Origin of the sequence: Pseudomonas sp. G5001 (assembly GCF_013385475.1) — a bacterium.
GTDB lineage: Bacteria > Pseudomonadota > Gammaproteobacteria > Pseudomonadales > Pseudomonadaceae > Aquipseudomonas.
This window is the reverse complement of sequence record NZ_JACAPZ010000005.1, coordinates 91,232-114,284: the sequence shown is the minus strand read 5'-3', so window position 1 is coordinate 114,284 and position 23,053 is coordinate 91,232. Positions and strand designations below refer to the sequence as shown.

Annotated in this window: 22 protein-coding genes; 10 read left to right on the top strand and 12 right to left on the bottom strand. The window is 61.0% G+C overall.

Going from position 1 to position 23,053, the window contains the following annotated elements; genetic code table 11:
- Positions 1 to 38: 38 nt before the first annotated feature.
- Positions 39 to 761: a response regulator transcription factor gene (locus HX805_RS01910; protein WP_177116553.1), complete on the bottom strand. Its 723-nt coding sequence runs from the start codon at positions 759 to 761 to the stop codon at positions 39 to 41.
- 173 nt (positions 762 to 934) lie between these two features.
- Between HX805_RS01910 and HX805_RS01905 the strand changes: the two genes are divergently transcribed.
- The 3 genes from HX805_RS01905 (at position 935) to HX805_RS01895 (ending at position 4,761) form a co-directional block, all read left to right on the top strand.
- Positions 935 to 1,186: a hypothetical protein gene (locus tag HX805_RS01905; protein WP_177116552.1), complete on the top strand. Its 252-nt coding sequence runs from the start codon at positions 935 to 937 to the stop codon at positions 1,184 to 1,186.
- Between the two features lie 269 nt (positions 1,187 to 1,455).
- Entirely contained in the window at positions 1,456 to 2,451 is a 996-nt protein-coding gene (locus HX805_RS01900) for a FecR domain-containing protein (RefSeq protein ID WP_256343976.1), read from the top strand.
- 18 nt (positions 2,452 to 2,469) lie between these two features.
- A complete protein-coding gene (locus tag HX805_RS01895; protein ID WP_177116551.1) occupies positions 2,470 to 4,761 on the top strand; it encodes a CHASE2 domain-containing protein in 2,292 nt (763 codons plus the stop codon).
- A 180-nt stretch (positions 4,762 to 4,941) separates the two neighbouring features.
- Here HX805_RS01895 and HX805_RS01890 read toward each other — a convergent pair whose 3' ends face one another.
- The 4 genes from HX805_RS01890 to glyQ form a co-directional block, all read right to left on the bottom strand.
- A complete protein-coding gene (locus tag HX805_RS01890; protein WP_003213596.1) occupies positions 4,942 to 5,712 on the bottom strand; it encodes a 1-acyl-sn-glycerol-3-phosphate acyltransferase in 771 nt (256 codons plus the stop codon).
- Between the two features lie 84 nt (positions 5,713 to 5,796).
- Entirely contained in the window at positions 5,797 to 6,333 is a 537-nt protein-coding gene (gene gmhB, locus HX805_RS01885) for a D-glycero-beta-D-manno-heptose 1,7-bisphosphate 7-phosphatase (RefSeq protein WP_177116550.1), read from the bottom strand.
- 2 nt (positions 6,334 to 6,335) lie between these two features.
- Positions 6,336 to 8,390 (bottom strand): glycine--tRNA ligase subunit beta, encoded by a 2,055-nt coding sequence (gene glyS / locus HX805_RS01880; protein ID WP_177116549.1) that lies wholly within the window; start codon positions 8,388 to 8,390, stop codon positions 6,336 to 6,338.
- Positions 8,387 to 9,340 carry a glycine--tRNA ligase subunit alpha gene (gene glyQ, locus HX805_RS01875; protein ID WP_003213601.1) on the bottom strand — a complete coding sequence of 318 codons (954 nt, stop codon included), beginning with the start codon at positions 9,338 to 9,340 and terminating at the stop codon, positions 8,387 to 8,389. Before glyQ ends, glyS begins: the two co-directional genes overlap by 4 nt.
- Positions 9,341 to 9,421: 81 nt before the next feature.
- On the opposite strand from glyQ, the gene HX805_RS01870 reads away from it, so the two are divergent.
- Both HX805_RS01870 and HX805_RS01865 read left to right on the top strand, forming a co-directional pair.
- Complete coding sequence (locus HX805_RS01870) at positions 9,422 to 9,979, top strand: DNA-3-methyladenine glycosylase I (RefSeq protein ID WP_177116548.1); 558 nt, start codon at positions 9,422 to 9,424, stop codon at positions 9,977 to 9,979.
- Positions 9,980 to 10,019: 40 nt separating this feature from the next.
- Positions 10,020 to 10,907 (top strand): lysophospholipid acyltransferase, encoded by an 888-nt coding sequence (locus tag HX805_RS01865; protein WP_003213605.1) that lies wholly within the window; start codon positions 10,020 to 10,022, stop codon positions 10,905 to 10,907.
- 134 nt (positions 10,908 to 11,041) lie between these two features.
- On the opposite strand, the gene HX805_RS01860 is transcribed toward HX805_RS01865, so the two are convergent.
- The 5 genes from HX805_RS01860 to def are packed head-to-tail and all read right to left on the bottom strand — an operon-like array spanning position 11,042 to position 15,598.
- Complete coding sequence (locus HX805_RS01860; RefSeq protein ID WP_003213608.1) at positions 11,042 to 11,353, bottom strand: lipopolysaccharide assembly protein LapB; 312 nt, start codon at positions 11,351 to 11,353, stop codon at positions 11,042 to 11,044.
- An 18-nt stretch (positions 11,354 to 11,371) separates the two neighbouring features.
- Entirely contained in the window at positions 11,372 to 12,745 is a 1,374-nt protein-coding gene (gene trkA / locus HX805_RS01855) for a Trk system potassium transporter TrkA (protein ID WP_003213611.1), read from the bottom strand.
- Positions 12,746 to 12,767: 22 nt separating this feature from the next.
- Positions 12,768 to 14,078, bottom strand: a complete 1,311-nt coding sequence (gene rsmB, locus HX805_RS01850) for a 16S rRNA (cytosine(967)-C(5))-methyltransferase RsmB (protein ID WP_177116547.1) — start codon at positions 14,076 to 14,078, stop codon at positions 12,768 to 12,770.
- A complete protein-coding gene (fmt, locus tag HX805_RS01845) occupies positions 14,075 to 15,034 on the bottom strand; it encodes a methionyl-tRNA formyltransferase (RefSeq protein ID WP_003213615.1) in 960 nt (319 codons plus the stop codon). Before fmt ends, rsmB begins: the two co-directional genes overlap by 4 nt.
- Positions 15,035 to 15,091: 57 nt before the next feature.
- Entirely contained in the window at positions 15,092 to 15,598 is a 507-nt protein-coding gene (gene def / locus HX805_RS01840) for a peptide deformylase (protein WP_003213617.1), read from the bottom strand.
- A gap of 150 nt (positions 15,599 to 15,748) precedes the next feature.
- Here def and HX805_RS01835 point away from each other — a divergent pair, with 150 nt between their 5' ends.
- The 3 genes from HX805_RS01835 (at position 15,749) to HX805_RS01825 (ending at position 18,307) form a co-directional block, all read left to right on the top strand.
- A complete protein-coding gene (locus tag HX805_RS01835; protein ID WP_177116546.1) occupies positions 15,749 to 16,537 on the top strand; it encodes a peptidoglycan-binding protein in 789 nt (262 codons plus the stop codon).
- Positions 16,538 to 16,600: 63 nt separating this feature from the next.
- Positions 16,601 to 17,695: a DNA-processing protein DprA gene (gene dprA, locus HX805_RS01830; protein ID WP_003213620.1), complete on the top strand. Its 1,095-nt coding sequence runs from the start codon at positions 16,601 to 16,603 to the stop codon at positions 17,693 to 17,695.
- 54 nt (positions 17,696 to 17,749) lie between these two features.
- Complete coding sequence (locus tag HX805_RS01825; protein WP_003213622.1) at positions 17,750 to 18,307, top strand: L-threonylcarbamoyladenylate synthase; 558 nt, start codon at positions 17,750 to 17,752, stop codon at positions 18,305 to 18,307.
- Between the two features lie 145 nt (positions 18,308 to 18,452).
- Here HX805_RS01825 and HX805_RS01820 read toward each other — a convergent pair whose 3' ends face one another.
- A complete protein-coding gene (locus tag HX805_RS01820; RefSeq protein ID WP_076013283.1) occupies positions 18,453 to 19,430 on the bottom strand; it encodes an NADPH:quinone reductase in 978 nt (325 codons plus the stop codon).
- A gap of 158 nt (positions 19,431 to 19,588) precedes the next feature.
- Here HX805_RS01820 and hemF point away from each other — a divergent pair, with 158 nt between their 5' ends.
- Together hemF and aroE are read left to right on the top strand one after the other, a co-directional pair.
- A complete protein-coding gene (gene hemF / locus HX805_RS01815) occupies positions 19,589 to 20,518 on the top strand; it encodes an oxygen-dependent coproporphyrinogen oxidase (RefSeq protein ID WP_177116545.1) in 930 nt (309 codons plus the stop codon).
- Positions 20,518 to 21,336, top strand: coding sequence for a shikimate dehydrogenase (gene aroE, locus HX805_RS01810; RefSeq protein ID WP_177116544.1), 819 nt, complete (start codon positions 20,518 to 20,520; stop codon positions 21,334 to 21,336). Before hemF ends, aroE begins: the two co-directional genes overlap by 1 nt.
- A gap of 108 nt (positions 21,337 to 21,444) precedes the next feature.
- Here aroE and HX805_RS01805 read toward each other — a convergent pair whose 3' ends face one another.
- Positions 21,445 to 23,013 (bottom strand): SulP family inorganic anion transporter, encoded by a 1,569-nt coding sequence (locus HX805_RS01805; RefSeq protein WP_177009011.1) that lies wholly within the window; start codon positions 23,011 to 23,013, stop codon positions 21,445 to 21,447.
- Between the last annotated feature and the right edge of the window lie 40 nt (positions 23,014 to 23,053).

The window sequence follows — 23,053 nt, the reverse complement described above, 5'->3', positions numbered from 1 at the left end:
GGATATGAGCATTTTATAAATGCTCCACGTGGAACATCTCAGTCCTCGGAAGCCGCCGTCACACTCTCCAACCGATATCCGTACCCATAGATCGTCAGCAACTGCCAACCCCGATCCGCCGTCAGCCCGAGCTTATTCCGCAGCCGATAAATATGCGTATCCAGCGGCCGCGACGACACCATCTCCTCATGGGTCCAGAACCGTTCATACAGGTACTCTCGAGACAGCGGCCGCGCCAGGTTCTCAAACAGGCACCGCGCCAGGCGGTATTCGCGCTCCGTCAGGCTGATGGGTTTTCCCGCCCTGCTCACCGTGAGTTCAGCATCATCAAAGGTCAGGTCATTGAAGGTATGCACCTCACTGGCTGCAGACTTCTGCAACCCGTGGCGACGCAGAACGGCATTCACCCGAGCCTTAAGCTCATTGGGACGAAACGGCTTGCTGACGTAATCATCGGCACCACTGTTCAGCGCCTGGACGATATCGCTCTCGGCATCGCGGCTGGTAAGCATGATGGCGGCTGGGGGCGCTTCCATGTGCTCGCGGGTCCAGCGCAGCAATGCCAGGCCACTGAGGTCGGGCAGTTGCCAGTCAAGGATCAGCAAGTCGAAGGTCTCGCGGCGCAGTTGTCGCAGCAGGTCTTCTCCACGCTCGAAGCAGTGCAGGGTCCATGGCTGACCCGCAGCGCTGGGGATTTGTCGCAGTGTCTGTTCCACCCGCCGCAGTTCAGCAGGTTCGTCATCCAATATTGCGACACGCATGGCAGGGTCCTTTCTTATTGAAGAATGCGGGCATCGAATCTGAACAATTATGGCCAGATTCTCAGGCCCTCTGAATCTCTCGGTACGCTGATATCAAATGGCCGCAAGCCATTGGAAATCGTCAACACCCAAGCTGGGAAGATACCGGCTCGAGACCTTCAGGAAAAGGATCAATGGCAATCTGGTTTTATGCTGTTTCGAGACGTATGGCCGTTCTGGGGAAGGTTGATGTATGGGGAAGACTGGTATTGGTGGTGATGGTTACTACGCTGGGCACGGAAACGGTCGGGGCCAATAAGCCGGCGATACCTATGCCGTTCGAGGAACGGCAGACTTTGAGTGAGCCCGGCAATGGCATGGGCTTCGCCCGTTCACCGTTTCAGCAACTCAGCGAACAGCAGCAGACCCAACGTTGGGTATTTTAAGTACCCGCAAATCTGAACAAATGTTGTGAATCGGTCCGATGCACCTATGTTGTAGGTAAATTCGCTCTCGCTGGATGACACACGGATTGGAGCGACGGAAGTGCTCCGACACAGGGACGTGTCATCTTCTGCAATGGATCTCACGCCCCCAGATATTTCGGCTATCGACTGGATACCTCATCGAGTATCGTAGACGGTACTCAAGGTCTTCCCGCTGCAAGACGCTGCCTGAAAGTGCTTTCTGATGACCCATTAGAACTAGAATCTTGATGAGCGCCATGACCTTTTTCCCTTGCCGATTCCGCTCTGCCGCTTCTACGCTGTTGAGTTCGGGCCTGATCGTTACGCTTGGCGTAGTGAGTCTTCCGGCCTTGGCACGCCCTGCCCCTCCCCGTGCACCCTATATCGACGACAACCGGATGTGCCGCGCGCAACCGCTTCCGGCAGTGGTGCAGCACCTCACGGGGGAAGCCTGGAAACTGGATGCCAAGGGTGTGTCCACGGCCCTGGAAGAAGGCATGTTCATTGATGAACAAGAAAGCGTGAAAACCTCATCGGGCGCATTTGTCAGCCTGATGCTGGGGGACGGCTCGCGGATTGTCTTGCCCTCCAGCTCCCAGGTCCGATTGCATCTGGTCGAGGAGCAATCCATTCCCCAGGTGATTCTTGAAGAAGGTCAGGTCGAGGCTTACGTGATCAAGCGTGCCAGCGACTATGACCGTTTCCAGATCATGACCCCGGTGGGCGTTCTGGGGGTACGCGGCACGCATTTCCGTGTGCGTAACGATGGCGAACAATCGCTGGTGGAAGTACTCAACGGGCAAGTGGCGGTCAATCGTGATGACGCTCCACCGAGCCCGCGCCCTATCAAGAAGAAGCCCATTACCGGTCCAGTCTCTGGTGAAGTAAAGGTTGGTGCGCGGCAGGGCCTGGCCTTCAAGAAACAAGGTGAACTCAAACCCGTGGAACTGCTTGATGCGCCACGGTTGGTCGGCCAGGACGGTCAAAAGGGCGATGCGCCTGTCTGGACCCTGTTCCTGCGGCCATTGGCCGGGGCCCAGCGCTACCGGGCCCAGGTCGCGACCGATAAGGAGTTTCTGAACATCAAGCAGGAAAACTTCTCCGACAAGCCGCAAATGCGCTTCACTGGGCTGAAAGCATCGTTCTATCACGTTCGCTTGTCGGCATATGATGAACACGGGCTTGAGGGAGAAACCGGGGTTTATGACATTTTCTATTACCCACCCGCGAACCGCGTGCAGTAGTGCCCTGGACGCGAGCCGGTGAGGCTGTGGCACAGGGCTGAAAAGCGCCAACCGACTCAGGCTCAGCGGCTGTTCAATGGCCTGGTGCGCGAATGGCTGTGGGTCAGCCTGTTGCTATTACCCATCACGGCCTTCCTGTCCCTGAGCCCTGGCCTGGCCCTCAATAACCCGCTGTATGACAGCCTCCGCCGGCTGGCACCTTTATCGGTGGATCCACGCATCCTGCTGGTAACGATCGACGACCGAAGCCTGAAGGAACTTGGCCAATGGCCATGGTCCCGACGTGTGCATGCCGACCTGCTTGATCGGCTGAGCGCCGCCAAGCCTGCCGGCATCCTGTTTGATGTGATCTTCAGCGAGCCCGCCCGGGAGCCAGCCAATGACCTGCGCCTGGCCGAGGCTATGTGCAACGCTGGCAACGTCCTGTTGCCTTTGATTCGTGAAGGCTCGCCGCGCTACGGCCAGCCTGTGGCGCAAATCCTGCCCGTGTTGCCCTTGCGTGATTGCGCCCGTAGCGTCGGCCATATCAACGTGGAAGCGGACAGCGACGGCATCGTTCGAAGCCTGTATTTGCGTGAAGGTCCACCCGGTAATTTGACACCGCAGTTAGCCTGGCTGGCGTTTGAACTGAGCGGCCAGCCATCCCTAATGCCGGGCGCACCTGGTCCGTCGGAAAGCTCGAGCTGGCAGCGGGAAAATGCCATTCGAATTCCTTTTATTGCCAGTCATGCTGGCTTTCCCAGCGTGCCGTATATCAGTGTCTTGCGCGGGGAGGTGCCATCCGAGTTGCTGCGCGACCGCTTGATCCTGATTGGCGCTACGGCACCGGGCATGGGCGACCGTTATGTTACGCCGCTTTCGGCCAGTGTCGGCACCACCCCGGGCGTGGAGATCCAGGCAAATATTCTCAATGGCTTGCTGCAAGGGCGCAGTATTGTCGACCTGCCGGTGTGGATGGCGACGCTACTGGCCACCGCGATGGTCGCGGTGCTGTTGGGCCTTCTGCTGTTTCGCCCGCGTTATGCACTGTGGCTGACCCTCGGTTGCATGGGGGCTGCGCTTCTGGGTTCTTGGGGCCTGTTGCGCCTGGGCCATTGGTGGTCGCCGGCAGCAAGTCTGGTTGGCATGTTGCTCAGCTATCTGATCTGGAACTGGCGGCGCCTGAGCGTGATCCTGGCCTACTTTGGCTGGGAACTGGCACGCCTGGACAACGAGCCCAAAGTGCTCCCGGAGCGCCGTCGAGCGCCCGCCAGCCAGGGTGATGTATTGCAGGGACGAATCTTCGCCCTCGAACAAGCGGTCAGCCGTACCCGGGACACTCGTCGCTTCATGGCCGATGGGCTGGAATGTTTGCCTGTAGCAACCTTGATTACCGATCCCAAGGGCAACGTCCTGCTGGCCAATCGAATTGCCCGCGATGTGTTCGGCAATGAACTGGTGGCCGAAAACCTCTTGGATCAGCTCGCCGCATTAGGTTATCCACCGCTGCAGGACGGTGTTCGCCCTGCCCTGTCGACGCTGGAGATTGTCGAGTTCCGCGATACCCTTGACCGCAGCCTGCGCCTCGACCTGGCGCCGCTGCTGCCTGCAGACGGTGACGTGGCCCTGGGCTGGCTGCTGAGCCTCACAGACCTGAGCATTGAGCGTGATGCCCAGCAGCAACGGGAGACCCTGCTGCGCTTTCTGTCCCATGACTTGCGTGCGCCGCATTCGGCGATCCTGGCCCTGTTGGATGTTCAGGACACCGCCGCGCCGATATTTGCGCAGATCGAACAACAAGTCCGCCGTGCCCTGAACCTGACCGAATCATTCGTGCAGTTGGCGAAAGCCGAATCCGATGGCTACCAATTCCAGCCCAGCCTGTTCGCCATGTTGGTACTCGACGCATTTGATCAAGTCGCAGTGCACGCCCAGTTGAAAGGCATTCGCCTGGTCCATCACCTGGATGAAGACGGCGAAGAAATGGTGTGGGCGGATCAATCGCTGCTGACCCGCGCCTTATTCAATCTGTTGGAAAATGCGGTGAAATACAGCCCATCGGGCACCACCGTTACGTTAAGCCTGACCAGCCATGAAGACGCTTTGGAGTGCCGTATCAGCGACCAGGGGCGAGGAATCTCCCCGCAGGATTTGCCCGAACTCTTCGCTCAATACCGGCGCTTCGCCTCTGCTCATGGCAGTGAAGGATTGGGGTTGGGGCTGACCATGGTCAAGGCCGTCGTGGATCGTCACGGTGGGAGAATTCGCTGCGAAAGCGAGGTGGGTAAAGGTACGACCTTCATCCTTCAGCTGCCATTGTGGCGAGACTGAATCGCGGCTTTTCACCTGTGCATAAAAAACCGGTCTCAGGGACCGGTTTTTTAATGCGGGAAAAACTTATGCACCTTTTCCGCTGTTTTATGAGCTTGGGAAATATGTAAGTAAATCAGCAGCCTATAAGCTAAAAAGAGCAATTCGCCAACAAACCGTACACAGGTTATCCACAGAAACTCAAATCACCGGCGTGTCGACCACAACCGGCTCCGGCGGCAACGAACCCATGGCCCTTTGTTGCGCTTCATTCCATGCCTGGGCACGGTCGTTCAGCGCTGCAATGGCACGTGGGCCTTCGCCCTCGGCATACATGGGCTCGCCAATGATTACAGTGATGGTGCCTTCACGCTTGGCCCAGCCGGTCTTTGGCCAGAACTTACCGGCATTGTGAGCAATCGGCAGCACCGGCAGCCCGGCGTTCACCGCCAGGGCCGTACCGCCACGTGAGAACTTGCCCACAGTGCCGTAGGGCACGCGTGTGCCTTCAGGGAAGATCAGCACCCAAACCCCATCCTTCAACAGCTCATCGCCCTTCTTGGCCACATGCTTGAGTGCGGCCTTGGGGTTGTCGCGGTCGATGGCGATCGGTCGCAGCATGGCCATGGCCCAGCCGAAGAATGGTACGTACAGCAGCTCACGCTTGAGCACCTGGCTCAGGGGCGAGAAATACGCAGACAGGAAAAAGGTTTCCCAGGTGCTCTGGTGGTTCGACAGAATCACACAAGGCTGGTCCGGGACGTTTTCGGCGCCCTTGATCTCGAAACGAATGTTCAGGAACACCTTGGTCAACCACAGCGCGCAGTTGCACCAAAAGACGTTGATGAAACGATAGCGCGCCTTGAACGGCAGGAAAGGCGCGATAAAAAAGCTCAGGGTGCACCAGAGAAAAGAGCTGGTGCCCAACAGCAGGTAAAAGAAGAAGGTTCTGATGGCCTGCAAAATCGACATGGCGGCATTTACCGTTGCGGGACAACGCCCGCCTGTTAAAAGCGCGCTCCCGAACAGTCCTTGGTCAGGAAGTCAGAAGGGCTACTAGTTGTTGATAAGTTCTGCGGCAACCGCCGCCAGATCGTCAAAAATCAAGGTACCTACCGGCAGGGTTTTAGCCTGGGTCTTTTTGCCTTTCCCGGTTTTTACCAAAACTGGCTGAGAGTCGACGGCTTTGGCGGCTTCCAGGTCACCGAGGCTGTCCCCGACAAACCATAGCCCAGCCAACGGCACGTTGTAATGTTCAGCAATAGTTTTAAGCATACCCGGTTTGGGCTTGCGGCAATCGCAGCCTTCATCCGGGCCGTGCGGGCAATACACCACCAGCCCTACTTCACCGCCCTGCTCGGCCACCAGCGTGCGCAGGCGCGCGTGCATGGCGTCGAGGGTGGCGATGTCGTAGTAGCCGCGGGCGATGCCGGACTGGTTGGTGGCGATGGCCACTGTCCAGCCCGCTTTGCTCAACTGCGCGATGGCCTCGATCGAGCCGGGCAGTGGAATCCATTCCGCCACCGATTTGATGTAAGCGTCGGAGTCGTAATTGATCACTCCGTCCCGATCGAGAATCAGCAGTTTCAACATGGTCAGCTCAGTACGGAAATGTCAGCGATATTGATGAACAAACCGCGCAGGCGCGCCAGCATGGCGTAGCGGTTTTTCCGCACGCCCGCGTCTTCGGCATTGATCATCACCGCTTCGAAGAACGCATCCACCGGCTCACGCAAGGTGGCCAGGCGCGCCAAGGCTTCGGCGTAGTTGCGTTCGGCGATCAGCGGCTTCACTGCATTTTCTGCCTTGGCGATGGCCGAGTTCAGCGAGAACTCCTTGGCATCGGCAAACAGGCCCGGGTCGACTTCGGCATTGCCGAGGTTGTCGGCCTTGCTCAGCAGGTTCGACACACGCTTGTTCACGGCGGCCAGGGCACCGGCTTCCGGCAGCTTGCGGAAGGCCTGTACGGCCTGCACACGCTGGTCGAAGTCCAGCGCCGAACCTGGTTGCAGGGCACGTACCGACAGGTACACCGAAACGTCCACGCCTTCGTCTTCGTAACGCGCACGCAGACGGTCGAACACGAACTCCAGCACTTGCTCGGCCAGGCCCGCTTGCTTGACCTTGGCACCGAACTGGCCAACCGCAAACACCACGGCCTGGGTCAGGTCGAGGTCGAGCTTCTTGTCGATCAGGATGCGCAGCACGCCCAGGGCCGCACGGCGCAGCGCATACGGGTCTTTGCTGCCGGTAGGCAACATGCCGATACCGAAGATACCGACGAGGGTATCCAGCTTGTCAGCGATGGCCACGGCCGCACCGGTGAGGGTGGTCGGCAGCTCGGCGCCGGCACCGCGCGGCATGTACTGCTCGTTCAGCGCCAGGGCGACGTCTTGCGGCTCGCCATCATTCAGGGCGTAGTAGTAACCGGCAACACCTTGCATCTCCGGGAACTCGCCGACCATCTCGGTGGCCAGGTCGCACTTGGACAGCAGGCCGGCACGCGCAGCCCAGGCAGCATCGCCACCAATGCGTGGCGCGATGTAGGCCGCCAGCTTGGAAACCCGTACGGCCTTGTCGTATACGCTGCCGAGTTTTTCCTGGAACACCACGTTCTGCAGGCGCAGGTTGAAGTCTTCGAGCTTCTGCTTCTTGTCTTGCTTGAAGAAGAACTCGGCGTCAGTCAGGCGCGGGCGAACGACTTTTTCGTTACCGGCGATGATCTGCTGCGGGTCCTTGCTTTCGATGTTGGCCACGGTGATGAAGCGCGGCAGCAGCTTGCCGTCGACGTCCAGCAGGCAGAAATACTTCTGGTTGTCCTGCATGGTGGTGATCAGCGCTTCCTGCGGCACGTCGAGGAAACGCTCCTCGAACGAGCACACCAGCGGCACTGGCCATTCAACCAAAGCGGTCACTTCGTCCAGCAGGCTTGGCGGCACGATGGCGGTGCCTTCCTGCAGGCGGGCCAGCTCTTCGGTACGCTTGCTGATCAGCTCGCGGCGCTCATTGGCATCCGCCAGCACATAGGCTGCACGCAGGTCATTGAGGTAGTTGGCGGGCGCGGTGATGCGCACGGCTTCCGGATGGTGGAAGCGGTGGCCACGTGAATCACGGCCGGCCTTCTGGGCGAGGATGGTGCAGTCGATGACCTGGTCACCGAGCAGCATCACCAGCCATTGGGTCGGGCGCACGAACTCTTCCTTGCGGGCACCCCAGCGCATGCGCTTGGGGATCGGCAGGTCGTTCAGCGAGTCTTCAACGATGGTCGGCAACAGGCTGGCGGTCGGCTTGCCGGTGATGACCTGGCTGAAACGCAGCTTCGGGCCGCTCTGGTCGATCTCGCTCAGCTCGACGCCACACTTCTTGGCAAAACCAAGGGCGGCTTGAGTCGGGTTGCCTTCGGCGTCGAAGGCGGCCTGGCGTGGCGGGCCGTCGAGGTTGATGCTGCGGTCCGGCTGCTGGGTTTCCAGTACGGTGAGCAACACAGCCAGTCGGCGCGGCGCGGCGTAGACCTTTTTTGCGGCGAACTTCAGGCCAGCGGTTTGCAGGCCTTTTTCGATACCGGCCAGGAATGCGTCGGCCAGGGTATTCAGGGCCTTGGGTGGCAGCTCTTCGGTGCCCAGTTCAACCAGGAAATCTTGAGCACTCATTGTGCAGCCTCCAGCTTAGCCAACACTTCATCACGCAGGTCCGGGGTGGCCATCGGGAAGCCCAGCTTGGCGCGAGCCAACAGGTAGGCTTGGGCGACGGAACGCGCCAGGGTGCGTACACGCAGGATGTATTGCTGGCGCGCAGTTACCGAGATGGCACGACGGGCGTCCAGCAGGTTGAAGGTGTGGGATGCCTTCAGAACCATTTCATAGCTTGGCAACGGCAACGGCTGATCCAGTTCGATCAGGCGCTTGGCTTCGCTTTCATAGAAGTCGAACAGTTCGAACAGCTTCTCGACGTTGGCGTGTTCGAAGTTGTAGGTCGACTGCTCCACTTCGTTCTGGTGGAACACGTCGCCGTAGGTCACCTTGCCGAACGGGCCGTCAGCCCACACCAGGTCGTAGACCGAGTCCACGCCTTGCAGGTACATGGCCAGGCGCTCGAGACCGTAGGTGATCTCGCCGGTCACCGGGTAGCACTCGATGCCGCCGGCTTGCTGGAAGTAAGTGAACTGTGTCACTTCCATGCCGTTGAGCCAGACTTCCCAGCCCAGGCCCCAGGCGCCCAGGGTTGGCGATTCCCAGTTGTCTTCGACGAAACGGATGTCGTGGACCAGCGGGTCCAGGCCGACATGTTTCAACGAGCCCAGGTACAGCTCCTGGAAGTTGTCCGGGTTTGGCTTCAGAACCACCTGGAACTGGTAGTAGTGCTGCAGGCGGTTCGGGTTTTCGCCGTAGCGGCCGTCAGTCGGGCGACGACTGGGCTGCACATAAGCGGCGTTCCAGGTTTCCGGGCCGATGGCCCGCAGGAAGGTAGCGGTGTGGAAAGTGCCGGCGCCTACTTCCATATCGTAGGGCTGAAGTACCACACAACCTTGCTCGGCCCAGTATTGCTGGAGGGCGAGGATCAAGTCTTGGAAGGTACGCACGGCTGGCGTAGGCTGGCTCACGAAATTCACCTGTTACTTGGGCTGCGATTTAAAGAGCGGGAGTATACCCGATTCGGCCGCGCCACCATCCCCTGGAGCCTTATGCCACGCTGCTTTTGGTGTTCTGAAGATTCGCTGTACATGGCTTATCACGATCAGGAGTGGGGAACGCCGCTGCGCGATGCGCAGGGACTGTTCGAGTTGCTTTTGCTCGAAGGGTTCCAGGCGGGCCTGTCCTGGATCACCGTTTTACGCAAACGCGAGCATTATCGAAAGGTCTTGTTCGGCTTTGATGCGCAGCGTCTGGCCCAACTGAGCGATGCCGAGATCGAAGCGCTGATGCTCGATCCGGGCATCGTGCGTAACCGCCTGAAACTCAATGCCACCCGGCGCAATGCCGCCGCCTGGCTGGCGCTGCAGGACCCCGTGGAGTTTCTGTGGTCGTTTGTGGGCGGCGTGCCCAAGGTCAATCATTTCAAGGACCGCAGCCAGGTCCCGGCCATTACGCCGGAGGCTGAGGCCATGAGCAAAGCCTTGAAAAAAGCCGGCTTCACGTTCGTCGGGCCGACCATCTGTTACGCGTTCATGCAGGCCTCGGGCATGGTCATGGACCACACTCAGGACTGCGACCGTTACGCGGACCTCGCCAACGCCGGTTAGAATGGCGGCTTTGCGCACCACACACGATCAGGAGTGACCTGTGGAAAAGTTTAAAGGCGCCTTGCTGGTAGGCGCTCTTCGGTTGTTTGCCCTGCTGCCCTGGCGCGCGGTGCAAGCGGTCGGTTCGGCAATTGGCTGGATCATGTGGAAAACCCCCAACCGTTCCCGTGAGACGGTGCGGATCAACCTGTCCAAATGCTTCCCGGACATGGATCCGGCCGAGCGCGAGCGTCTCGTTGGACGCAGCCTGATGGACATCGGCAAGTCCCTGACCGAAAGCGCCTGCGCCTGGATCTGGCCGGCCCAGCGTTCCATCGACCTGGTGCGCGAGGTCGAAGGCCTGGAAGTGCTGCACGAAGCCCTGGCTTCGGGCAAAGGCGTGGTCGGCATCACCAGCCACCTGGGCAACTGGGAAGTGTTGAACCACTTCTATTGCAGCCAGTGTAAACCGATCATTTTCTACCGCCCGCCGAAGCTCAAGGCGGTGGATGACTTGCTGCGCAAACAGCGGGTGCAACTGGGTAACCGCGTGGCTGCGTCCACCAAGGAAGGCATCCTCAGCGTCATCAAGGAAGTGCGCAAAGGCGGCCAGGTGGGGATTCCTGCGGATCCGGAGCCGGCGGAATCGGCCGGGATCTTCGTGCCGTTCTTCGCCACCCAGGCGCTGACCAGCAAGTTCGTGCCGAACATGCTGGCGGGGCACAAGGCGGTCGGGGTGTTCCTGCATGCCCTGCGGCTGCCGGATGGCTCGGGCTACAAAGTGATCCTGGAAGCGGCGCCGGAAGACATGTACAGCACCGATACAGCCACTTCGTGTGCGGCGATGAGCAAGGTGGTGGAGCGCTATGTGGGGGCTTACCCGAGCCAGTACATGTGGAGCATGAAACGCTTCAAGAAACGCCCGCCGGGTGAGGCGCGGTGGTATTGATGTACGGCTGACTCAAGGTTGGCACAAAACAAAATGTGGGAGCGGGCTTGCTCGCGAAGGCGGTGTATCAGACACAAATTCGGTGACTGACACGACGCCTTCGCGAGCAAGCCCGCTCCCACATTGGGTTCTGCTTAAGCCTGGCGGTCGAGTTTCTTCAGGAATACGGTCATTTCCTTTTCGGCCTGCTTGTCGCCATGTGCCAGGGCCGCTTCAATACCCTTCTCCCAAGCTAACCGCGCTGCAGCGTTATCACCCTGCCCCAGCTGCGCCTTGCCCAACAGCTTCCACGCCGCCGAATACTTCGGGTCGAACTCGACGCATTTCTGCAAATGCTCGGCCGCCTTGGCGTTGTCCTTCAGATCAAGATAACCCTTGCCCAAACCAAACCGCAGCAGTGAGTTATCCACACCCTTGGCGAGCATTTTTTCCAGGGATTCGAGCATGTCGGTCACTCCGTTTGATCAGAAAAAGCTCAGGCCCACGTGGAACAGCTTCTCCACATCGCGGATATGTTTTTTATCCACAAGGAACAGAATCACGTGGTCGCCCGTGGCGATCACCGTGTCGTCGTGGGCGATGATCACTTCTTCATCGCGAATGATTGCGCCGATGGTGGTGCCCGGCGGCAGGCCGATATCGCGGATCGCCTTGCCAATCACCTTGCTCGATTTTGAATCACCGTGGGCAATCGCCTCGATGGCTTCCGCCGCACCCCGGCGCAATGAGTGCACACTGACGATATCGCCGCGGCGCACGTGGGCCAGCAAGGTGCCGATGGTCGCCAGTTGCGGGCTGATGGCGATGTCGATATCGCCGCCCTGGATCAGGTCGACGTAGGCCGGGTTGTTGATGATGGTCATCACCTTCTTCGCCCCCAGCCGCTTGGCCAGCAACGACGACATGATGTTGGCTTCGTCATCGTTGGTCAGGGCCAGGAAGATGTCGGCGTCGGCGATGTTTTCTTCCAGCAGCAGATCACGATCCGAGGCGCTGCCCTGCAGGACCACGGTGCTGTCGAGGGTGTCGGACAAATACCGGCAGCGTGCCGGATTCATCTCGATGATCTTCACCTGGTAGCGGCTTTCGATGGCCTCGGCCAAGCGCTCACCGATCTGCCCGCCGCCGGCGATGACGATGCGTTTATAGGTCTCATCCAGACGGCGCATTTCGCTCATCACCGCGCGAATGTTCGCTTTGGCGGCGATGAAAAACACCTCGTCGTCAGCCTCGATCACCGTATCGCCCTGGGGCAGGATCGGCCGGTCGCGACGGAAGATCGCCGCCACCCGCGTCTCGACGTTGGGCATGTGCTCGCGCAGCTGGCGCAGTTGCTGGCCCACCAACGGCCCGCCGTAGTAGGCCTTGACCGCCACCAGCTGTGCCTTGCCTTCGGCGAAGTCGATCACCTGCAAGGCGCCCGGGTGTTCGATCAGGCGCTTGATGTAATGGGTCACCACCTGTTCCGGGCTGATCAGCACATCGACCGGGATCGCGTCGTTGTCGAACAGTCCGGCGCGGGTCAGGTAGGCCGCCTCACGCACTCGGGCGATCTTGGTCGGAGTGTGAAACAGGGTGTGGGCGACCTGGCAGGCAACCATGTTGGTCTCGTCACTGTTGGTGACTGCCACCAGCATGTCGGCATCGTCGGCACCGGCCTGGCGCAGCACTGTAGGAAACGAGGCGCGGCCCTGTACGGTACGGATGTCCAAACGGTCGCCCAAATCCCGCAGGCGCTCCGCGTCGGTGTCGACCACGGTGATGTCGTTGGCTTCGCTGGCCAAATGCTCGGCCAGCGTACCGCCAACCTGCCCTGCGCCGAGGATGATGATTTTCATCCGGTCACTCCCTTAAAACCATTCAGCCGCGAGCGGCGGCAATCTTGATCAGCTTGGCGTAATAGAACCCGTCGTGGCCGCCTTCCTGGGCCAGCAACTGGCGGCCATGAGGCTGCTTGATCCCGGCCTGGATGTCGAGGTCCAGTTCCCGTGCGCCGCTGGTGCGGGCGAGGAAGGCTTCGATGACGTCAGTGTTTTCGGTAGGCAGCGTCGAGCAGGTGGCGTACAGCAGGATGCCGCCTACTTCGAGGGTCGGCCACAACGCGTCCAGCAACTCGCCTTGCAGCACGGCCAGGGCGGCGATGTCGTCGGGTTGGCGGGTCAGCTTTATGTCCGGGTGGCGGCGGATCACGCCGGTGGCGGAGCACGGTGCGTCCAGCAGGATGCGCTGGAACGGCTTGCCGTCCCACCAGGTGGCGGTGTCGCGGCCGTCAGCGGCGATCAGCTCGGCGCTGAGGCCCAGGCGGGCGAGGTTTTCCCGCACACGCACCAGGCGCTTGGCTTCCAGGTCGACGGCGACGACACCGGCCAGGTCTGCTTGCACTTCCATGATGTGGCAGGTCTTGCCGCCGGGGGCGCAACAGGCGTCCAGTACGCGTTGGCCCGGGGCCAGGTCCAGCAGGTCGGCGGCCAGTTGAGCGGCTTCGTCCTGCACGCTGATCCAGCCTTCGGCGAACCCGGGCAGGTTACGTACATCGCCCGGTTCTGTAAGAACGACGCCGTCCTGGCTGTAGACGCAGGCCGTGGCCGCTACACCGGCTTCGCCAAGCAACGTGAGATAAGCGTCGCGGGTGTGATGACGGCGATTGACCCGCAGGATCATCGGCGGGTGCGCGTTGTTGGCCGCGCAGATGGCTTCCCACTGCTCGGGCCAGAACGCCTTCAGGGATTTTTGCAGCCAGCGCGGGTGGGCGGTGCGCACCACCGGGTCATGTTCCAGCTCGGCCAGCAGCGCTTCGCTTTCGCGCTGGGCGCGGCGCAGCACGGCGTTGAGCAGGGCCTTGGCCCAAGGCTTTTTCAACTTGTCGGCGCAACCGACGGTTTCGCCGATGGCCGCGTGGGCCGGCACGCGGGTGTAGAGCAGTTGATACAGGCCCACCAGCAGCAGCGCCTCGACATCGGCGTCCGCCGCCTTGAACGGCTTTTGCAGCAGCTTGGCCGCCAGCGCCGATAAACGTGGCTGCCAGCGGGCGGTACCGAAGGCCAGGTCCTGGGTAAAGCCGCGATCGCGGTCTTCGACTTTATCCAGTTGGGTCGGCAACGAACTGTTGAGAGAAGCCTTGCCGTTGAGCACGGCGGCCAGGGCCTTGGCGGCGGCCAGACGTGGGTTCATTGCGCGTCCACCGCTTGGCCGAGGACGATGCCAACGGCAAATTTCTCACGGCGGCTGTTGAACAAATCGCTGAAGTTCAGCGCCTTGCCGCCGGGCAATTGCAGACGGGTCAGACACAGCGCCTGTTCACCGCACGCTACCAACAGGCCGTCCTTGCTGGCGCCGATGATCTCGCCGGGGGCGCCCTTGCCTTCGGCCAGGGTGGCGGCCAGTACTTTCAAGGCCTCGCCATTGAGCGTGCTGTGGCAGATCGGCCACGGGTTGAAGGCACGCACCAGACGCTCCAGCTCAACGGCCGGGCGGCTCCAGTCGATGCGGGCTTCATCCTTGTTCAATTTGTGGGCGTAGGTGGCGAGGCTGTCGTCCTGAACTTCACCTTGCAGAGTGCCGGCAGCCAGGCCTGCGATGGCCTGGACGACAGCCGGCGGGCCCATTTCGGCGAGGCGATCATGCAGGCTGCCGCCGGTGTCTTGCCCGGTGATCGGGGTGGTGACTTTCAGCAGCATCGGCCCGGTGTCCAGACCTGCTTCCATGCGCATCACGGTCACCCCGCTTTGCGCATCACCGGCTTCGACGGCACGCTGGATCGGTGCCGCGCCACGCCAGCGAGGCAGCAGCGAGGCGTGGCTGTTGATGCAGCCCAGGCGCGGGATATCCAGCACAGCCTGGGGCAGGATCAAGCCGTAGGCCACCACCACCAGCAGGTCTGGCTTCAGCGCAGCCAGTTCGGCCTGGGCATCGGCGTTGCGCAGGGTCGGCGGCTGCAGCACCACAATGTTGTTTTCCAGTGCCAGCTGCTTGACCGGGCTGGGCATCAGTTTTTGCCCACGACCGGCCGGGCGATCGGGCTGGGTGTAGACCGCCACGATTTCATAAGGGCTGGCGAGCAGGGCCTTGAGGTGTTCGGCGGCGAATTCGGGGGTGCCGGCAAAAACGATGCGCAGTGGCTCGGTCATGGGAAACGTCTCACAAAAGAAAAAGGCTTGCCGGAGCAAGCCTTTGAAAGAAGGGAATCAAGCTTGCTGGCGATGCTTCTTTTCCAGCTTCTTCTTGATCCGGTCGCGTTTAAGCGTGGACAGGTAATCGACAAACAGCTTGCCGTTGAGGTGGTCGCACTCGTGTTGGATGCACACCGCCAGCAGGCCTTCGGCAATCATCTCGAACGGCTTGCCGTCACGGTCCAGGGCCTTGATCTTGACGCGCTGGGGACGGTCGACGTTCTCGTAGAAGTCGGGCACCGACAGGCAGCCTTCCTGGTACTGGCCCATCTCGTCGGTCAGGGTTTCGAACTCAGGGTTGATAAACACCAGGGGCTCGCTGCGGTCTTCGGACAGGTCCATGACCACGACGCGCTGATGCACGTCGACCTGGGTCGCGGCGAGGCCGATACCCGGGGCTTCATACATTGTTTCAAACATGTCATCGACCAACTGACGAACCTTGGCGTCCACTACGGCCACTGGCTTGGCGATGGTGCGCAGGCGTGAGTCCGGAAATTCGAGGATGTTCAAAATAGCCATAAGCGTAATTGCTGCACATGTGAGGTAAAGGCAAGTCGGCGCCGGGGATGGACCCTTGATGTGCCGGGATAAGTGCCGTGGGAAAACGTCCGAAAGCCGCGAAGGCCAAGGCGTTTCACGCGAATGCACATGATAAAGGAGATTCACCCCATGAGGAAATCGCTACTCGTCTTGCTGCTGTGGGCCCAGGCCGTTATTGCCCAGGTTCCCGAGAGCTATCCACAGCCCGGCCAACCGTTGCCACTTCATACGCAGCAGGCCATCCAGCGCTTTTTACTGCACAACCGCATTCTCGATACCCCCCAGGAACTGGAGCACGCTCCCTATATTGTTGCAGCAGATGCCGGACGAGTATTGGGCGCCGATGGCGAGCGTATTTATGCGCGAGGTGCCCTGGACCCTGCAGTCGAAAGCTACGGGATCTTCCGTCGCGGCAAGGCCTATACCGACCCGCAAAGCCAGGAATTGCTGGGTATCAACGTCGACGACATTGGCACCGCACGTTTTGTGACGGCGGGCGATGTCAGCACGTTGGGTGTGCAGCGCGTCACCCAGGAAGTGCGGCCCGGCGACCGATTGCTCAGCCAGCAAGCGCCCACCGACCTGGCCAGCCTGGTGATTCAGATGCCTGCTCGCGCCACTGCCGGACACATCATCGACGTGCCACGGGGCGTGACGCAGATCGGCGTGCTGGACGCGGTGACGCTGAACAAGGGCCGTCGTGACGGCCTGATGGAAGGCCATTTGCTGGCCGTGGTGAAAACCGGGGAAACCGTTCGGAACCGAGTGACCGGTGCTCCGGTGAAGATGCCCGACGAGCCGGCCGGGACGCTATTGGTGTTCCGCACCTACGAAAAGCTCAGCTACGGCCTGGTGCTCAGCGCGTCGCGATCGCTGGCGGTAATGGACCGTTTTGAGGCGCCTGATCAAAGACAATAATTAGGTTGCTAAATAAGTTACCAACAGAGTTATCCACAGCTTGTTCCGATCAAGGACGATCAAATGTTACCGACGAATGACCGTGAAATTTCCCCGGCAGAACTGGAAGCCCGACTACGCTTGCACAGGCTGCCGGAACTGGGTCCCAAGGGCTTTAAAAAACTTATCGAGGCCTTTGGTTCTGCGTCAAAAGCCATCAGCGCACCGGCCAGTGCCTGGCGCTCCCTGGGGCTCAAGGTGGCCAGCGCCGATGCCCGGCGTTGCGAGGAAGTACGTGATGGTGCCAGTGCGGCATTGGCCTGGTTGGAGCGTCCGGCCCAGCATTTGCTGATGTGGGACCAACCCGACTACCCGGCATTGCTTGCAGAATTGGATGATGCACCCCCGCTATTATTCGTCGCCGGCAACCCGGCGATTCTGGAGAAACCGCAGCTGGCGATGGTCGGCAGCCGTCGCGCCTCCAGGCCAGGAATGGATACCGCCGCCGCGTTTTCCCGCAGCCTGGCGAGTGCCGGTTTTGTCATCACCAGTGGCCTTGCCCTGGGTATCGACGGTGCTGCTCACCAGGCGGCTTTGGATGTTGGTGGACATACAATCGGCGTGCTGGGCACCGGGCTCGAAAATTTTTATCCACAGCGCCATCGACGCTTGGCCGAGGCGATGATTGCCCAAGGCAGCGCCGTGGTTTCCGAGTTTCCGTTGGACGCCGCGCCCCAGGCCGGCAACTTCCCGCGCCGCAACCGTATTATCAGTGGCCTGTCGCTTGGGGTACTGGTGGTGGAGGCCAGCATGGCCAGCGGTTCGCTGATCACCGCGCGGCTGGCGGCGGAGCAAGGGCGCGAGGTATACGCCATCCCCGGCTCCATCCATCACCCCGGGGCCAAAGGCTGCCATCAACTGATCCGCGATGGCGCGGTGCTGGTGGAAACCATCGAACACATTCTCGAAAACCTGCGTGGCTGGCAGGCCCTCTCCCGCCCGGCGCCGATTGCGGTCAATCATCCGCTGGTGGCGCTGTTGCACGCGGCGCCCCACACCAGTGAAGCCCTGGCGATTGCCAGTGGCAGGGCCTTGTCCGAGGTGCTGGCCAGCCTGACGGAGCTGGAACTGGAAGGCCGGGTGATCTGCGAAAGCGGGCGCTGGCTTGCGCGCGGCTAGGTTTTGTAACGAAGATCGGTAAACTGCGCAGAGCTTTAGTCCGGAGAGTGAGTAATGGTCAACAGGTGGCGTGTGCGAGAAGCCGCACGAGAAATTCGCGCAGGCGCAGTGATTGCCTATCCAACCGAGGCGGTCTGGGGCCTGGGCTGTGACCCTTGGAACGAAGAAGCGGTGGATCGGTTGCTGGCGATCAAGGGCCGGTCTGTGGATAAGGGGCTGATCCTGATTGCCGACAATATCCGTCAGTTCGATTTTCTCTTCGAAGACTTTCCCGATGAGTGGATGGACCGCATGGCCAGTACCTGGCCTGGCCCGAATACGTGGCTGGTGCCCCATCAGGACTTGCTGCCCGAGTGGATTACCGGGGTGCATGACACGGTGGCGTTGCGGGTGACTGATCATCCGCAAGTGCGGGATCTGTGCTCGCTGGTCGGGCCACTGATTTCCACCTCGGCCAACCCGCAGGGCCGCCCGGCGGCGCGCACGCGGATTCGTGTGGAGCAGTATTTCCGTGGGCAGGTGGATCTGGTGTTGGGGGGGAATCTGGGGGGGCGCAAGAACCCGAGTTTGATTCGGGATCTGGCGACGGGTGAGGTTGTGCGGCCTTCCTGAGACCGAGTCGCCTGCATTCGCGAGCAAGCCCGCTCCCACATTTGACCGAGTCCAACTTTTGGAACGCGGTCAAATGTGGGAGCGGCGGTGCGACGATTCGACTTGCTCGCGAAGAGGCCCTCAAAGCCGCTGAAAATCCAACGCCCTATGGCAGCAGAATGGTCGACCCAGTCGTCCGCCGCGCCGACAACTCAATTTGCGCCTTCGCCGCATCCCCCAACGAAAACCGTTGGTTAATATCAATCTGCAGCTTCCCGCTGATGATCATCGAAAACAGATCATCCGCCATCGCCTGCAGGTTTTCCGGGTTGTTGGCATAGGTCGCCAATGTCGGCCGGGTCACATACAGCGAGCCCTTGGCCGCCAGAATCCCCAGGTTGACCCCATCCACCGCCCCCGAAGCATTACCGAAACTCACCACCAGCCCGCGTGGCGCAACACTGTCCAGCGAGGTGAGCCAGGTGTCCTTGCCTACGCCGTCGTACACCACTGGGCACTTCTTGCCGTCAGTCAGTTCCAGCACGCGTTGTGCGACATTTTCCTTGCTGTAGTCGATGGTTTCCCAGGCGCCGAGGGATTTGGCCAGCGCCGCTTTTTCCGGCGAACTCACGGTACCGATCAGCTTCACGCCCAAGGCCTTGGCCCATTGGCAAGCCAGGGAGCCGACGCCACCGGCAGCGGCGTGGAACAGAATGGTTTCGCCGCCTTTCAACTCATAGGTCTGGCGCAACAGGTACTGCACCGTCAGGCCCTTGAGCATCGCGCCGGCGGCTTGTTCGAAGCTGATGTCGTCCGGCAGGTGCACCAGGTTGGCAGCCGGCAACACATGCAATTCGCTGTAGGCACCCAGCGGGCCGCTGCCGTAGGCCACGCGATCGCCGACCTTGAATTGAGTGACTTCGCTGCCCACCGCATCAACCACGCCGGCACCTTCTGCGCCCAGGCCCGACGGCAAGGCCGGTGGTGCATACAGGCCGCTGCGGAAATAGGTGTCGATGAAGTTCAGGCCAATGGCCTTGTTCTGCACGCGAACCTGCTGCGGGCCGGGTTCTGCCGGGGTGTAGTCCACATACTCAAGCACTTCGGGGCCGCCATGGGCACGGAACTGGATACGTTTGGCCATCTGCACTCTCCTTAAGTCATTTCGCGTAGCCCCCTATCGGACTCCTAAGCTTGATCTTCGTCAACTGTGGCAGCAGTGGGTGCAGTGGTATCCTGTGCGCCCATTTGCCGCCGATGCCCAATGGCCTCGTGTAGCGTTGCCCGATTCAAGGTGATGTCATGACTACCCGCACCGAGGCTGTCAAAGCCTACCTGCTTGACCTGCAAGACCGCATTTGCAGCGCCCTGGAAACCTTCGAGACGGACACTCGCTTCATCGAAGACGCCTGGACCCGGCCTGCCGGCGGCGGCGGTCGCACCCGTGTGATCGAAAACGGTTCGGTAATCGAGAAAGGCGGCGTTAACTTTTCCCACGTGTTTGGCAGCGGCCTCCCACCGTCCGCCAGTGCCCATCGCCCGGAATTGGCCGGTCGCGGTTTTGAAGCCCTCGGCGTGTCGCTGGTGATCCACCCGCACAACCCGCATGTGCCGACTTCCCACGCCAATGTGCGTTTTTTCATCGCTGAAAAAGAAGGTGAAGAGCCTGTGTGGTGGTTTGGCGGCGGCTTCGACCTGACGCCCTACTACGGCAACGAAGAAGACTGCATCCACTGGCACCGCGTCGCCGAACAGGCCTGCGCGCCGTTTGGCCGGGACGTGTACTCGCGCTACAAGGCCTGGTGCGACACCTACTTCCACATCAAGCACCGCAACGAACCGCGTGGCATCGGCGGTTTGTTCTTCGATGATTTGAACGAGTGGGACTTCGACACCAGCTTCGCCTTCATGCGCGCCATCGGCGACGCCTACATCGACGCCTACCTGCCGATCGTCCAGCGCCGCAAGGCCATGGCCTATACCGAGCAGCAGCGCGAATTCCAGGAATTCCGCCGTGGCCGCTACGTCGAGTTCAACCTGGTCTACGACCGTGGCACTTTGTTTGGCCTGCAATCGGGCGGGCGTACCGAGTCGATCCTGATGTCGCTGCCACCCCAAGTGCGCTGGAGCTATGACTGGAAAGCCGCCCCCGACAGCGAAGAAGCGCGCCTAACCGACTACTTCCTGCAAGACCGCGACTGGCTGGGTGTGCTGCCCAAGGCGGCGGTCTGATGGATCGTTATGTCGTCTTCGGCAACCCCATCGGCCACAGCAAGTCGCCGCTGATTCACCGTCTGTTCGCCGAACAGACCGGCGAGCAACTGGACTACAGCACCTTGCTCGCGCCGTTGGAGGATTTCACCGGCTGTGCAAAAGCATTTTTCGCACAAGGCCGTGGCGCCAACGTCACCGTACCGTTCAAGGAAGAGGCCTATCGCCTGGCCAACGCCCTGACCGAACGCGCCCAACGGGCCGGCGCAGTGAATACCCTGAGCAAGCTCGGCGATGGCAGCCTGTTGGGAGACAACACCGACGGCGCCGGCCTGGTGCAGGATTTGACGGTGAATGCCGGGTTCAGCCTGCAAGGCAAACGCATCCTGTTGCTGGGCGCCGGTGGTGCGGTGCGCGGCGCGTTGGAGCCATTGCTGGCTGAGCAGCCGGCTTCGCTGATCATTGCCAATCGCACCGTGGAAAAAGCCGAATTGCTCGCCGAGCTGTTCGACGATCTCGGCCCGGTGTCCGCCAGCGGTTTCGACTGGCTGCGTGAACCGGTGGACCTGATCATCAATGCCACGTCCGCCAGCCTGTCAGGCGATGTACCGCCGATTGCCGGCAGCCTGATCGAACCCGGAAAGACTTTTTGCTACGACATGATGTACGGCAAAGAGCCTACGGCTTTCTGCCGCTGGGCCGGTGAGCAGGGCGCGGCGGTGGCAATGGATGGCCTGGGGATGCTGGTGGAACAGGCCGCGGAAGCGTTCTTCCTGTGGCGCGGCGTTCGGCCGGACTCCGCGCCGGTGCTGGCTGAATTGCGTAGCCAACTGGCCTGACGCAATCCAAATGCGGGCTTGCTCGCGAATGCGGTGGATCAGTCGATACATACGGCGACTGTCACACCGCATTCGCGAGCAAGCCCGCTCCCACAGTTTTAACCGCATTCAGTCTTCGAAATGGATGGGACATTGGTCGGCCCCTTCCAGTTTCCTCAACTCTTCCACCACCTGTGGCCGGGCCTTGCGCAACGCCAGGCTGCGCCCCACTCCATTCAATCGGCGCGCTTCCTGGTGCAGCATCTCCACCCCGGAATAGTCGATAAAGTTGATCTGCTGCGCCTCGATCACCACCCGCTGGCCGTGCAGGCTTTGCAGCCGCACCTGCAGGTAATGGCTGGCGCCGAAAAAGATCGACCCGCCGACCCGCAGCACATCGTCCTCTCCGTCACGCCATTGCTGGACCCGCGGCTGTGAGGTGCGCTTGAGGTAGAAAAACAGCGACGCCAGCACCCCGGCGTAAATGGCCGTTTGCAACTCCAGCAACAGCGTGGCGATGCAGGTCAGGCTCATCACCACGAACTCTGCGCGGCTGACCCGGAACAGCGCCCGAATACCACGATGGTCGACCAACCCCCAGCAAATCAGCAGGATGCTGGCGGCCATGCTCGGGATCGGGATATGCGCGATCAATGCCGCACCGAACAGCGCGAACAACGCCACCCACAATGCGGAAAACACCCCCGCCAGCGGCGAACAGGCGCCTGCCTCATAACTCAGGCCCGACCGTGTGAAGGAACCCGCCGACAAGTACCCGGAGAAAAATCCACCGACGATGTTGGATAAACCCTGGGCGCGCACTTCCTGATTTGCATCGAGCAATTGTTGGGAGCGGGCCGACAGTGAGCGCGCAATCGACAGGCTGGTCACCAGCCCCAGCATGCCCACCGCCACGGCACTCGGCAGCAGGCGCAGGACCATGTCCAGGTCCATCGGCAGCGGGCTGAACGGTGGCAGCTTGCCGACAAATGAACTGACCCGCGCCACCTCCCCGAACATCGTCGGCCACAGCCACGGGATGAGGCTGCCCAGGGCCAGCGCGATCAACAGGGTTGGCCAGCGCGGTACCCAGAGTTTCAGCAGCACCCCCACCAGCAAGGTGCCGAGCCCGAGCACCAGTGAAGGACGATTCCACTCCCCGGCATGGTTGATCAGCGCCAGCAGACTGTTGATCGCCGTGGCCTGGCTGGGCAGGTCCAGCCCCAGCAGGTTGGGCAGTTGGCCCAGGGCGATCACCACCGCAGCGCCGAGGGTGAAGCCGAGCACCACTGAATGCGAGACGAAATTCACCAGGGCGCCGAAGCGCAGCATGCCCAACAGCCATTGGAAGACGCCGGCCAGGAATGTCAGCAACAGGATGAGTGTGATGTAGTCCTGGGAGCCGGGCACGGCCAACGGGCTGACGCTGGCGTAGAGCACGATAGAGATGGCTGCCGTGGGGCCGCAGATCAGGTGCCAGGAAGAGCCCCACAAGCAGGCGATCAATACCGGGATGATCGCGGCGTACAGGCCATACTCCGGTGGGAGACCGGCGATCAGCGCGTAGGCAATGGACTGGGGTAATGCCAGGACTGCACCGCTCAGGCCGACGACCGCGTCCCTTCCGACGCTGGCGCGGGTTTGGCGCGGGAGCCAGCTGAGGAAGGGAAAGAGTGTATGGCGGTTGGGCCAGGGCATTGGAAACTCGGTTGAAGAGGTTTGAATCAGAGTATCAGGC